The organism is Tepidiforma sp. (genome assembly GCF_034432735.1).
Taxonomy (GTDB): domain Bacteria; phylum Chloroflexota; class Dehalococcoidia; order Tepidiformales; family Tepidiformaceae; genus Tepidiforma.
This window is the reverse complement of sequence record NZ_DAOUBJ010000025.1, coordinates 1-12,105: the sequence shown is the minus strand read 5'-3', so window position 1 is coordinate 12,105 and position 12,105 is coordinate 1. Positions and strand designations below refer to the sequence as shown.

The window sequence follows — 12,105 nt, the reverse complement described above, 5'->3', positions numbered from 1 at the left end:
CCCCGAAGCCGCCGCCACCCTCCCCCCCGCCACCCTCGTCCGAGCACTCCTCACCGCCACCGCCGAGATCCACCGCCTTCGCCGGCAGCTCCGCAAAACCCGCAAGCAGCGTAAGCGAGCCCTCCGACGCGCGCGCGCCCTCGAACGCGCCGCCGCCAGCCGCGATGCCCGCCTCGCCACCCTCGAAGAAGTCATCGCCGCCCTCCACGCCAACCTCCAGGACCTCCGCCAGCAGCGCCATTACCTCCCCGACCTCGGCTCCACCCGGATCGGCGCCCCCGGCGCACCCCAACTCCCCGAGCAGCACCCATGACCGACACCGGCCTCAGCGAAGCCCTCCGCGCCGACATCGCCACCGTCCGCCAGCAGGCGCTCGCGCGGATCACCGAAATGGACCTCCTCGTCGCCGCCCTGCGCGAACACATCCGCGACCTCCAGGCCGAGCGCGACCTCCTCCGCGCCGAGCTCGCACACCTTCGCCGCGAATACCACCTCCAACGCTCCCGATCGCTCGCCCGCGGGCTCCGGCCGCAACGGTAAGCCTCCGAGAGCCTCAGCCCTCCTCCCGCTCGCCGCTCGCCGGCTGCGCCACGTGCCAGAAGCGCGCACCCTCCAGCTCCCAGCGCCGGTCCTCCAAATCGCGCCGCAGCCGCTCGAGCTCCCGCGTCGCCGGCAGCTCGCACGAGTGGAACCCGTGCCGCTCCGCCCACTCCCGCGCCCGCTCCACCATCCAGAGTTCCAGCCCCCGCCCCTCGTAGCCCGGCGCCAGCACCGGGGCCGAAAGCCGCGCCAGCCCGCCCCCCACATCCGACACGCTCACCACACCCACCACCCGCTCCCCATCCGCCGCCACGAACCAGCCCGGGCGAGCCCCCTGGGCGAAGAACCACGCGTCGGCCCCCGTCAGCAGCGCGATCGCCTCCGCATCCCCTCGCCGCTGCTCCCGCACCGTCAGGAGGGGCAGCCGCCGCTCCAACACCACCTCCACCTCGCCCCCGCTCACCCGCTCGCGCGCCACCGGCAGAAAGCCAAGGCGCCCAAAATACCACTCGATACCTCGGGCCGCCTTCGCGCGGCAACGCGCCAGCCGCAAGCCGCGATCCTGCGCCAGCCGACCCACCGCCCGCACCAGCTCCGCCCCTGCCCATGGCTCCAGCGAGCGGAGCAGATCGAACCACGCCACCCCGTCCTCCTCGCGCCAGCGGACCGCCCCAGCGATGCCCCCATCGTCCTCCGCGAGCAAAAAAGCCGACCCCGTCTGGAGGAGCCGCGCCGCCTCCCCCGCATCCCGCGGCGCCTCCTCCAACCCGCTCCCCACATACAGCTCCGCCAGCGCCTCCGCATCCTCCCCGCCCGCCGCACGGACACGGAATCGCCCCATCACGCCGGTACGTCCTCCGCGAACGTCCGCGGATTGAAAAACGCATCCACCTGCATCCAGGCCACCCGCGAGTAATGAAACGCCACCGGCGTCAACGACACCACCAGCCCCGCCGCCACCGCCACGATCGCCCCGAACGGCGCCCCCGCCAGCAGCATCCACAGCCAAACCGGGAGCGAAACGAACAGCCCGATGAAGTAGCTCGCGTACATCGCCCCCGTGAAATACCCAGGCTCCCGCTCGAACCACAGCCCACAAACCGGGCACCGTTCGAACATCCGGAACGGCGCCGCCCACACCCGACCCCGGCAGCAGCGCGGGCAACGCAACCACAGCGTCGCCCCCACCCGCCGAACGACCCCATACGCCGGGTACCCGGCCGGCGAACCCCCCTCAGCCTCGCGCTCGTTCACTGGCATCCATGGTGTACGCTTGAATCCCACCGATGTACAGGCCGCGCGACCTCCCGCTGCTCCAACGCCTGCGGGACCAGGTGCTTTACGCAGCCGGTCCCATCGGCTCCAGCCTGCTCGCACTCAACCTCGGCCCCGAAGCCTACGTCGCCCCCGACGGCGAAAGCCACGAAGGCTGCCCCGAGTGGCTCAACATCGCCAACCCCCGAATCCTCGAAGGCATCTTCGCCTCCTTCTACGAAGTCGGCGTCGATGCCGTCGATAGCTGCTCCTTCGGCGCCAACCCCGTCGTCCTCGCCGAATTCGGCCTCGCCGATCGCACCCGCGAGCTCAATCGCATCGCCGCCCAAGTCATCGGCCGCGTCCGCGACCGCTACTCCACCCCCGAATGGCCGCGCTACAGCTTCGGCACCGTCGGCCCCGGGACACGCCTCCCCTCCCTCGGCCACATCACCTACGACGAAATCCGCCAAGGCTGGCGCGAACAATGCATCGGCCTCCTCGAAGGCGGCATCGACGTCCTCAAAATCGAAACCTGCCAGGATCTCCTCCAGACCAAGGCCGCCCTCGCCGCCGCCGAAGACGCCATGGCCATCACCGGCCGCCGCGTCCCCGTCATCGCCTCCGTCACCATCGAATCCACCGGCACCATGCTGCTCGGGTCCGATATCGCCGCCGCCCTCGCCACCCTCGAACCACTCGATGTCGTCGACATCATCGGCATCAACTGCGCCACCGGCCCCGAACAGATGGTCGAACACGTCCGCTACCTCGCCAAACACTCCCGCCGGCCTGTCTTCATCGGCCCCAACGCCGGCCTCCCAGAAGTCATCGATGGCCGCGCCTGCTACACCCTCACCCCCGAAGAATTCGCACGCTACCACCAGATCTTCGTCGAAGAGTTCGGCACCTCCATCGTCGCCGGTTGCTGCGGCACCACCCCCGCCATGTTCGCCGAGGCCATCCGCCTCATCGGTCGGCCCCGCCCCAAAGAGCGCCCCACCCACTACGAACCAGCCGCCGCCTCCCTCTACACCGCCGTCCCCTTCGAACAGGAAAGCTCCTTCCTCGTCGTCGGCGAACGAACCAACGCCACCGGCTCGCGCGCCTTCCGCGACCTCCTCCTCGCCGAAGACATCGACGGCATGGTCGCCCTCGCCCGCGAACAGGCCGCCGAAGGCGCCCACGTCATCGACGTCATGGTCGATTACGTCGGCCGCGACGGCATCGCCGATATGGCGCGCGTCGTCTCCGCCTTCCGAACCCAAGTCGCCGTCCCCCTCGTCTTCGATAGCACCGAAGTCGCCGTCATCCAAACCGCCCTCGAGCTCTACGGCGGCCGCGCCATCGTCAACTCCATCAACCTCGAAGATGGCGAGCGCAAAATCACCAAGCTCCTCCCCCTCATCAAAGAGCACGGCGCCGCCGCCGTCGCCCTCACCATCGACGAAGAAGGCCAGGCCCGCACCGCCGATTGGAAACTCCGCGTCGCCCACCGCATCTACGACATCGCCGTTGGCCGCTTTGGCATGGAGCCCGGCGACCTCCTCTTCGATTGCCTCACCTTCCCCATGACCAGCGGCCAAGAAGAGCTCCGGCGCGACGCCATCGAAACCCTCGAAGCCATCCGCCGCGTCAAAACCGAACTCCCCGGCGTCCACACCATCCTCGGCGTCTCCAACTGCTCCTTCGGCCTCAAGCCCCCCGCCCGCCGCGTCCTCAACTCCGTCTTCCTCCACGAAGCGATCCAACACGGCCTCGATGCCGCCATCGTCAACGCCAAACAGATCCTCCCCCTCGCCCGCATCCCCGAAGAGCAACTCCAAACCGCCCTCGACCTCATCTACGACCGCCGCCGCGAAGGCTACGACCCCCTCACCCACTTCATCTCCCTCTTCGAATCCGCCGAAAAAGAAAAGCCCGCCGCCACCACCTCCGCCGCACGCCTCCCCGTCGAAGAGCGGCTCCGCCGCCGCATCATCGATGGCGACCGCCGCGGCCTCCACGACGACCTCGACGAAGCCCTCGCCCGCTACGACCCCCTCACCATCATCAACGAACACCTCCTCTCCGGCATGCGCGAAGTCGGCGAGCTCTTCGGCGCCGGCAAAATGCAGCTCCCCTTCGTCCTCCAGTCCGCCGAGACCATGAAAGCCGCCGTCGCCTACCTCCAGCCCCACATGCCCCGCGTCGAAGGCCAAACCAAAGGCCGCGTCGTCCTCGCCACCGTCCGCGGCGACGTCCACGACATCGGCAAAAACCTCGTCGATATCATCCTCACCAACAACGGCTACACCACCTACAACCTCGGCATCAAACAACCGATCGCCAACATCATCGAAAAAGCCCAAGAAGTGCAGGCCGACGTCATCGGCCTCTCCGGCCTCCTCGTCAAGAGCACCGTCGTCATGCGCGAAGACCTCGAAGAGCTCAACGCCCGCGAGCTCTTCCACTACCCAGTCATCCTCGGCGGAGCCGCACTCACCCGAAAATACGTCGAAGAAGAGCTCCGCCAGATCTACAAAGGCCACGTCTACTACGCCCAGGATGCCTTCGAAGGGCTCTCCACCCTCGACCGCATCATCCCCGCCCTCCGCGAGGGCCGCCCGCTTCCCGACCTCACCCGCAGCGGCCGCCAATCCAGCCCCGACAGCTCCGGAAGCCAGGGCGCGGGCGGCCCGCAGGAACCCGCATCCCCCACAGGCCCCTCCGAACACGACTACGCCCCCTCCGATGTCGCGCGCGGCGTCCCCATCCCCACACCACCCTTCTGGGGCTCCCGCGTCGTCCGCGGCATCCCCCTCCGCGAGATCTACCCCTTCATCAACGAGGTCGCCCTCTTCCGCGGACAATGGCAATACCAGCGCGGCGAACGCTCCGAAGCCGAATACGAGCAGTTCATCGAAAACGAAGTGCGCCCCATCTTCCGCCGCTGGCAAGAACGCGCCATCGCCGAACAGCTCCTCCTTCCCGCCGTCGTCTACGGCTACTACCCCGCCCTCGCCGACAAGAACGACCTCGTCGTCTGGCCCGATGTCCAGAACGGCACCCCCGCCGGCGAGCCCGTCCGCTTCACCTTTCCCCGCCAGCCCTCCGGTCGCCGGCTCTGCATCGCCGACTTCTTCCGCTCCTTCGACGAAGTCGCAGCCGACCCCGCCGGCCCCCAGTACGATGTCGTCGCCCTCTCGCTCGTCACCATGGGCCCCCGCGCCAGCGAATTCGCCCGCCAGCTCTTCGAAGCCAACGAATACCGCGATTACCTCCACTGGCACGGCTTCTCCGTCGAAGCCGCCGAAGCCCTCGCCGAATACTGGCACAAACGGATCCGCCAAGAACTCGGCATCGCCGGCAGCGATGCAACCGACATGCGCAAACTCTTCGCGCTCGGCTACCAGGGCTGCCGCTACAGCTTCGGCTATCCCGCCTGCCCCGACCTCGAAGAGCAGGCAAAAATGGCCATTCTCCTCCGCCCCGAGCGCATCGGCGTCGAACTCTCCGAAACCTACCAGTGGCACCCCGAGCAGACCACCGCCGCCCTCGTCGTCCACCACCCCGGCGCCCGCTACTTCGTCATCCGCTGACCCTCGCACCATCCCGCCGCCCCCGCTAGGCTGTGGCACCACACCCAGCAGCGGAGGACACCCGTGCCCGGCATCCACTTCGGCGTCACCATCCCCCAGATCAAGCGCACATGGGACGAAGCCAAAGCCAGCGCCCGCGAATTCGAAGCCATGGGCTTCGATTCCCTCTGGGCCTGCGACCACCTCTACGGGCCCCAGTCACCTCGCATCCCGATCCTCGAAGCCTGGTCGCTCGTCGCCGCCGTCGCCGCCATCACCACCCGCGTCGAAATCGGCACCCTCGTCACCCCCGCCGGCATGCGCAACCCTGCGCACCTCGGCAAAGTCATCGCCACCATCGATAACATCGCCGGCGGACGCATCGTACCCGGCCTCGGCGCCGGCTGGATGCCGCGCGAATTCACCGATTTCGGCGTCCCCTTCCACCCCATCGGCGCACGCATGCGCCAGCTCCAAGAAACAATCCAGCTCCTCCGCGCCATGTGGACCGAGCCCGAAGTCACGATCGAAGGGGAATTCGTCAGCGTGCACAACCTCGTCTGCGAGCCGAAGCCCCTCCGCCGACCCCCGCTCCTCATCGGCGGCGCCGGCGAAAAAGTCCTCCTCCGCATCGCCGCCCGCCACGCCGACATCTGGAACAACCTCGCCGCCCACCAGCACGCCCTCCCCCGCAAAATCGAGATCCTCCGCCAGCACTGCCAAAGCGTCGGCCGCGACCCTGCCGAAATCACCATCAGCCAACAGTGCCTCGTCGTCATCGCGCCCGACGAAGCTGCCGCTCAGCCCATGATCGAAACCGCTCGCACCATCTTCGGCGGCCACATGGGCGACCCGACCGGCCCCCTCGCCATCACCGGCAGCCCAGCCCGCGTCCGCGAACAGATCCAGCGCCACATCGACCTCGGCTGCACCATGTTCATCATCGAATTCTTCGGGCGGGACACCCGCGAGCCCGCCCGCCTCTTCGCCGAGACCGTCATGCCCGCCTTCAAATAGCCGCCGGGGCCGGTCGGCCGCCGGCCCCTACCACCACCCTTCCTTGTACCACCAGCCCTTGTGCTCCCGGCCTGCCGGCCCGGCCTCCTTCAGCCGCGCCAGGTGCTTCCGGCAGAGCTGAACCGTCAGCCGCTCCCGCTCCTCGCCCCGCCACTTCAGCACCGCCACCTCCTCGTAGGGCGGCTCGATGCACCACAGGCACCGCATCCTCGCCATCAACAGCCCTCCTCGTCGAAATCCAGCACGAACCCCCACTCCCGGCTCCGCCACGGGTCCGGAGCGTATCGGAACCGATTCCGGCGAAACCCGCACCGCTCGTACAGCCGGTGCGCCCCTTCGAACGCGATATCGCTGAAGAGCACCAGCCGCCGCGCCCCCGCCGCCCGCGCCAGCGCGATCACCCGCCGCGTCAGCGCCTCTCCCAGCCCCTGGCCCCGCGCCTCGGCCAGCACGTAGAGCCGGTGCAACTCGAACTCCCCAGCCCCCTCGTCCGTCAGCCCCACGCAGCCGACCACCTCCCCGCTCGGCCCCTCCGCCACCAGAAACCACCCCTCCGGGTAGAAGCGCTCCGGCCAGAGCAGGTCGGCATCGTACTCCGCCTCCGAAAAAGGAAACCCGTATTCCGCGAAGACCCGCGCAACCACCCGCCAGGGCCCATCCCCGTGTCGCTCCCGCTCGTACGGAACGATCCGGAACTCACCCACCACCACAGCCCTACTCCCGGCCCTCCGCTACCAACCCCATGATGTTGTAGCCGCTGTCCACATAGAGAACGTCGCCCGTCGTCCCGCTCGACATCTCGCTCCCGAGGAAGACCGCCGCCTCTCCCACCTGCTCGATCGTCACGTTCCGGTGCAGCGGGGCGATATCCGCGAAAGCCTTCAGATAGTCGCGAAACCCCGAAATCCCGCTCGCCGCCAGCGTCCGGATCGGCCCCGCGCTGATCGCATTCACCCGGATGTTCTCCCGGCCCAAATCCCACGCCAGATAGCGAACCGTCGCCTCCAGCGCCGCCTTCGCCACGCCCATCACGTTGTACTGCGGCGCCACCTTCTGCGAGCCATAGTACGTCAGCGTGATGATGCTCCCCCCGTGCGGCATCAGCAGCCGCGCCCCCCGCGCGAGCGCTACCAGCGAATACACCGACACATCGTGCGCCAGCAAGAAGCCCGCGCGTGAAGTATCGACGAATCGCCCCGCCAGGTCCTCCCGGTTCGCGAACGCGATCGCGTGCACCAGCACATCGATCGTCCCCAGGCGCTCCTTCGCCAGCGCGAACACCCGCTCGATATCCTCGTCCCGCGTCACATCGCACAGCTCGATGAAGTCCGCCCCCACGCTCTCGGCCAACGGCCTCACCCGCCGCTCCAAGTTCTCCGCCGCATACGAAAAGGCCAGCTTCGCCCCCTCCCGGTGGAAGGCCTGGGCGATACCCCACGCGATCGAGCGATCGTTCGCGACCCCGAAAATCAGCGCTGTCTTGCCATCGAGCTTACCCATTGCTCGCCATGGTACGGCCAAGCCACGGGATGGAGAAGCCGCGCCAGCTCACCACTGCCCCCACCAGCGCTCTGGCCGGAGGCGCACCAGCACCATCGCCTCGTGCCCCTCGCCCGCCGTCTCCCGCGCCGCGACCGCCTCGCCGCGGTAATGCGCCCACAGCGCGAACCGAACCTCCCGCGTGGCCGGCTCCACCATCACCGGCCCCTCCGCCGCGAGGTACCGCCAATCGTCGAGCCACGTCACCGCCGCCCGGCCCGTGCGCACCAGATTTCGGTGCTTCTGCGAGCCCCGCCCCGTCACCATCCGAATCTCGCCATCGCGCCACAAATACCAGACGGCCGCCGCATGCGGCCGCCCCTTGCCGTCGACCGTGCTCAACACCAGCGTCCGCGGCTCGCCGATCCTGCCCTCCCACCAGCCCGCCGGTGGCCCTACGAGGTCAGCCACGTCACATCACCGCAAAGATCGGGAGCGTGCTCCCGCGCAGCGAAAACCGCGTACTCCGCCTTGCTCGCCCCAATCGTCGTCGCCGGCCCGTGCCCCGGGTACACCACCGTATCGTCCGGAAGCGCGTACAGCTCCCGCACGATCGACGCGATCTCCTGTTGCAGCGCCGCATTGTCCTTCGAGCGCCCCGGCCCACCCGGAAAGAGCGTATCCCCGACGAACACGCTCTTGCCGCACAAGTAGGCCGTGCTCGCCGGAGTGTGCCCCGGCACACTCAGCACCCGGAACCGCAAGTTCCCCAGCGCGATCTCCTCCCCGTGGCGAACCGCCACGTCCACCTGGCCCTCCTTCAGCCCCGGCTCCGCCGGGTCCGCGTAGAGCTTCGCCCCATACGCTGCCTTCAGCGCATCGATCGCCGGCGTGTGGTCGAAGTGGCCATGCGTCAGGAAGATCCGTGTCGGGCGGACCCCCGCAACCTCCGCGGCCGCCATGTTCGCCTCCGGCTCGCCCGGCGCATCGATGAACGCCGCCTCCCCGGTCGACCGATCGACCACCACGTACACATTGTTCCCGAAGCCCGTCGGGCCGCCGATCACGATTTCCAGGTCGCCATCGCGTATCCGTTCCATCGCACGCCTCCGTGCAGGGCTCCCCCGATCCTACGCCCTGGCCCCGACGGCCGCAGCCCTACCCCTCAGCCATCCACCCGCCGGGCCCGGCGCACCAGCGAGGCGACCTGCCCCGGCGTCCGCAGCCGAAAGACCCTCGTGCCCGGCTGCGCAAAAGCGGCCAGCGATTCCCCGATGCTCCGCCGCGTCCGCCAAAACGCCGTCAGCCCCCAGAGCAGCATCGAATCGCGCGAGAAAAACGTCTGCCTCACCGTCTCTCGGTTCCCGTTCCACAGCGGCGCGCCCCGGACCGAACGCAAAATCGTGCGCCGGGCGAGCCGCCAATAGACGACCCAGAAGGGCAGGTCGAGCCACACCACCGTCGCCGCCTTCGGCAAGATGAGGTCGCGCACCAGCGCATAGTTGCCGTCCATCACCCAGCCGTCCGCATGCGTCGCGAGCAGCCCCTCCACCGCCGCGCGAAACTCCTCCCGGGAAAGGTCCTGCCACCCCGGCCGCGCATGATAGACCGCGTCCAGCTCCACCACCGGGAGCCCCAAGCGCTCCCCCAGCATCCGCGCCAGGCTCGATTTCCCGCTCCCCGCGGGCCCGTAGACCACCACCCGCCGCCCGAACCCGGCCGGCCGCTCCACCGCGCTCCGCCCCGTCGCGTCAGCCGTAGACGAGGTTCCGGTCGATCATCGCCCGGCTGATCACCACCCGCTGAATCTGGCTCGTCCCCTCCACGATCATCAGCTGGCGCGCATCCCGGTAGTGCCGTTCCAGCGGGTGGTCCTTCATGTATCCCTGTGCCCCCAGCACCTGGAGTGCATCGAACGCCACCCGGTTCGCAACCTCCGTCGCGTACGCCTTCGCGATCGAGAGGTGATGCGCATACTCCCGCGTGTATTTGCCTTGGTCCACCAGCCACGCCGCCTTGTACACCAGGTTGCGCGCCGCCTCGATCTGGATCGCCATGTCCGCGAACATGAACTGAATCGCCTCGAAATCGATCACCGAGCTCCCGAACGCCTTCCGCTCGCGCGCCCACTCCAGCGCGTAGGCCGCTGCCCCCTCCGCCAGCCCCACCCCCCGCGCGCCCACCGTCGGGCGCATCGAATTCAGCGTCAGCATCGCGATGTTGAAGCCCGTCCCCTCCGTGCCGCCGAGCAGGTTCTCCGCCGGCACCCGCACATCCTGGAAGCTGAAGTGCGCAGTCGGCACGCTCCGCACCCCCATCTTGTCGTCCGTACGGTCGATCCGGACCCCCGGCGCGTGCGCATCGACCACGAAGGCACTCACCCCCTTCGCGCCAGGCCCGCCCGTTCGTGCGAACACCGTCAGGTAATCGGCCACCGTGCCGCCCGAGATGTACACCTTGTTGCCGTTCAGGATGTAGTCGTCCCCATCGCGCACCGCGCGCGTCTCCAAATTCGCCGCGTCCGAGCCGTGGTCCGGCTCGGTCAGGCAGAAGGCGGCCTTCGTCTCGCCCGCCGCTAGCGCCGGCAGCCAACGCTGCTGCTGCTCCGGCGTCCCCCCGAAAACGATCGGCCGCGTCGGGAGCCCGCTCAGGACGAGCATCAGCCCCGCACCACACTCGTACTTCGCGACCTCCTCGATCGCCAGGCAGAGCGGCAAGATCCCGTTCCCCGTGCCGCCCATCGATTCAGGGATCGCCATCCCCAAGAGCCCCGCCTTCTTGAAGGCCTCGAAGAAGTCGTGCGGGTACTCCCCCGTCTCGTCGACTTCCTTCGCCCGCGGGGCGATGACCTCGCGCGCGATGCGCCGCGCCGTGTCCTTGATCAGCCGGTGCTCTTCCGAAAGTTCGAAATCCATCGCGTCGGGCCTCCTCTCGCTACCCGACCTATTGAACCACGCCTCGCCCGAACTGGCATGGCAGCCCGCTCAGCCGCGCGCCGGCAGCAGGATCATCGCCAGCGTGCCCCGCCCGGGCGCCGACTCCAGCCCCAGGTACCCTCCGGCCTGCCGCACGATCCCCAGCGCCGCCGGCAGCCCGAGCCCCCGGCCCTCGAACCGCGTCGAATAGAACGGCTCGAATGCACGCGCCAACCCATCCTCGCCCATCCCCACCCCAGTGTCCTCCACGAGCACCGCCACGTATCTCCCCGCCTCCGGTACTCCCGGCTCCCACCGCACCGCCCGCCGCGGGCGCAAGGGCGGCCCCCCGAGCACCGTCGTCCGCAGCTCCACCGCCCCCACCGAGGCCTCCAACGCGTTCTCCACCACGTGCGCGATCGCTTGCGCCAGCCCCTCGGACTCCGCCTCCACCGGCGGCAGGCTGGCTCCGAGCACGACCGCGAGCCTCGCCCGCTCGCCCGTCCCGAATCGTTGCAGCGCCGCCGCGACGGCAGCGTTCACATCGACCAGGCGCGGCCGCCCGCTCCCCTTCATCGCGTATGCCCGCAAGTCCTGCACGAGCGCGGCCGCCTCCCGCGCCACCAGCTCGATCTCCCGCACCGAAGCCTCCTGCTCCTCGCTCAGGCCGCTCCCCGTGCGCACGAGCCAGGCATTCCCGAGAATCGCCGTCAGGTGGTTGTTCAGCCGATGGGCTACCCCCGCCGCCAGCGCAGCGAGGCTTTCGAGGTGGCGCGCCCGCGCCTTCACCGCCTGCGCCTCCCGCACCTCCGTGACGTCGAAAAACGTCGTCACCACCGAGCCAGGCAGCCCGTCGTCGCCCAGCTCCAGCGGCGCAGCACTTACCACCAGCCAGCCACGGCTCCCATCAGCGCGCGCCACCCCCATTTCCACGCCCCGCACCGGCTCGCCCGTGCGTAGCACCCGCTCGGCGGGGAATTCGTCCACCGGCATCGGCGTCTCGTCGCTCCGCACCACGTCCCAATCCTCCGAGCGCAGCCGAAACTGCTCCAGCTCGTCGGCCGTCACCCCTAAGATGCCCAACCCTGCCCGATTCGCCAGCCGGAAGCGTCGCTCCCGGTCCACCACCACGACGCCGGCCTCCAGCCCGTCCACCAACTGGCGGAGCAGCCGCTCCTGCGCCTCGACAGCCCGACGCGCCAGCTCCTCCGTCGAGACATCCTCGTAGAAGAACACCTGCCCCAGCACATCGCCATCCCGGCCGAGCAACGGCTGCGTGCTCACCCGCACGAACCGGCCGTCCGTCGTCTCGAAGACCGCCGCGTACCGCTGGTCCGGCA

General features: G+C 69.1%; 14 protein-coding genes. 4 read left to right on the top strand and 10 right to left on the bottom strand.

Annotation, left to right across the window (positions count from 1 at the left end; translation table 11 throughout):
* Both VAE53_RS02110 and VAE53_RS02105 read left to right on the top strand, forming a co-directional pair.
* A partial coding sequence (locus VAE53_RS02110; RefSeq protein WP_322817709.1) for a hypothetical protein occupies nucleotides 1–313 on the top strand: 313 nt, incomplete at its 5' end.
* Nucleotides 310–540, top strand: coding sequence for a hypothetical protein (locus tag VAE53_RS02105; RefSeq protein WP_322817708.1), 231 nt, complete (start codon nucleotides 310–312; stop codon nucleotides 538–540). The genes VAE53_RS02110 and VAE53_RS02105, both read left to right, overlap by 4 nt.
* Nucleotides 541–553: 13 nt before the next feature.
* On the opposite strand, the gene VAE53_RS02100 is transcribed toward VAE53_RS02105, so the two are convergent.
* Together VAE53_RS02100 and VAE53_RS02095 are read right to left on the bottom strand one after the other, a co-directional pair.
* On the bottom strand, nucleotides 554–1,381 hold the full coding sequence (locus tag VAE53_RS02100) for a GNAT family N-acetyltransferase (RefSeq protein ID WP_322817707.1): 828 nt from the start codon (nucleotides 1,379–1,381) through the stop codon (nucleotides 554–556).
* Entirely contained in the window at nucleotides 1,381–1,794 is a 414-nt protein-coding gene (locus VAE53_RS02095) for a S1C family serine protease (protein ID WP_322817706.1), read from the bottom strand. The genes VAE53_RS02100 and VAE53_RS02095 overlap by 1 nt, the downstream gene beginning before the upstream one ends.
* A 32-nt stretch (nucleotides 1,795–1,826) precedes the next feature.
* Between VAE53_RS02095 and metH the strand changes: the two genes are divergently transcribed.
* Both metH and VAE53_RS02085 read left to right on the top strand, forming a co-directional pair.
* Nucleotides 1,827–5,375: a methionine synthase gene (metH, locus tag VAE53_RS02090; protein WP_322817705.1), complete on the top strand. Its 3,549-nt coding sequence runs from the start codon at nucleotides 1,827–1,829 to the stop codon at nucleotides 5,373–5,375.
* A gap of 63 nt (nucleotides 5,376–5,438) precedes the next feature.
* Nucleotides 5,439–6,371, top strand: a complete 933-nt coding sequence (locus VAE53_RS02085; protein WP_322817704.1) for a TIGR03619 family F420-dependent LLM class oxidoreductase — start codon at nucleotides 5,439–5,441, stop codon at nucleotides 6,369–6,371.
* Nucleotides 6,372–6,398: 27 nt separating this feature from the next.
* Here VAE53_RS02085 and VAE53_RS02080 read toward each other — a convergent pair whose 3' ends face one another.
* The 8 genes from VAE53_RS02080 to VAE53_RS02045 form a co-directional block, all read right to left on the bottom strand.
* The gene (locus tag VAE53_RS02080; protein WP_322817703.1) at nucleotides 6,399–6,587 is read right to left on the bottom strand and encodes a hypothetical protein; all 189 of its coding nucleotides are present in this window, start codon (nucleotides 6,585–6,587) and stop codon (nucleotides 6,399–6,401) included.
* A complete protein-coding gene (locus tag VAE53_RS02075; RefSeq protein ID WP_322817702.1) occupies nucleotides 6,587–7,075 on the bottom strand; it encodes a GNAT family N-acetyltransferase in 489 nt (162 codons plus the stop codon). The genes VAE53_RS02080 and VAE53_RS02075 overlap by 1 nt, the downstream gene beginning before the upstream one ends.
* Before the next feature lie 10 nt (nucleotides 7,076–7,085).
* Nucleotides 7,086–7,871, bottom strand: a complete 786-nt coding sequence (locus VAE53_RS02070; RefSeq protein ID WP_322817701.1) for an enoyl-ACP reductase — start codon at nucleotides 7,869–7,871, stop codon at nucleotides 7,086–7,088.
* A 48-nt stretch (nucleotides 7,872–7,919) separates the two neighbouring features.
* Nucleotides 7,920–8,321, bottom strand: a complete 402-nt coding sequence (locus VAE53_RS02065; RefSeq protein ID WP_322817700.1) for a pyridoxamine 5'-phosphate oxidase family protein — start codon at nucleotides 8,319–8,321, stop codon at nucleotides 7,920–7,922.
* On the bottom strand, nucleotides 8,306–8,950 hold the full coding sequence (locus VAE53_RS02060; RefSeq protein ID WP_322817699.1) for a hydroxyacylglutathione hydrolase family protein: 645 nt from the start codon (nucleotides 8,948–8,950) through the stop codon (nucleotides 8,306–8,308). Before VAE53_RS02060 ends, VAE53_RS02065 begins: the two co-directional genes overlap by 16 nt.
* Before the next feature lie 65 nt (nucleotides 8,951–9,015).
* Nucleotides 9,016–9,582 (bottom strand): AAA family ATPase, encoded by a 567-nt coding sequence (locus VAE53_RS02055; RefSeq protein ID WP_322817698.1) that lies wholly within the window; start codon nucleotides 9,580–9,582, stop codon nucleotides 9,016–9,018.
* 19 nt (nucleotides 9,583–9,601) lie between these two features.
* Nucleotides 9,602–10,765, bottom strand: coding sequence for an acyl-CoA dehydrogenase family protein (locus tag VAE53_RS02050; RefSeq protein WP_322817697.1), 1,164 nt, complete (start codon nucleotides 10,763–10,765; stop codon nucleotides 9,602–9,604).
* A gap of 69 nt (nucleotides 10,766–10,834) precedes the next feature.
* Nucleotides 10,835–12,105, bottom strand: a 1,271-nt coding sequence (locus tag VAE53_RS02045; protein ID WP_322817696.1) for an ATP-binding protein, incomplete at its 5' end; no start/stop codon positions are given.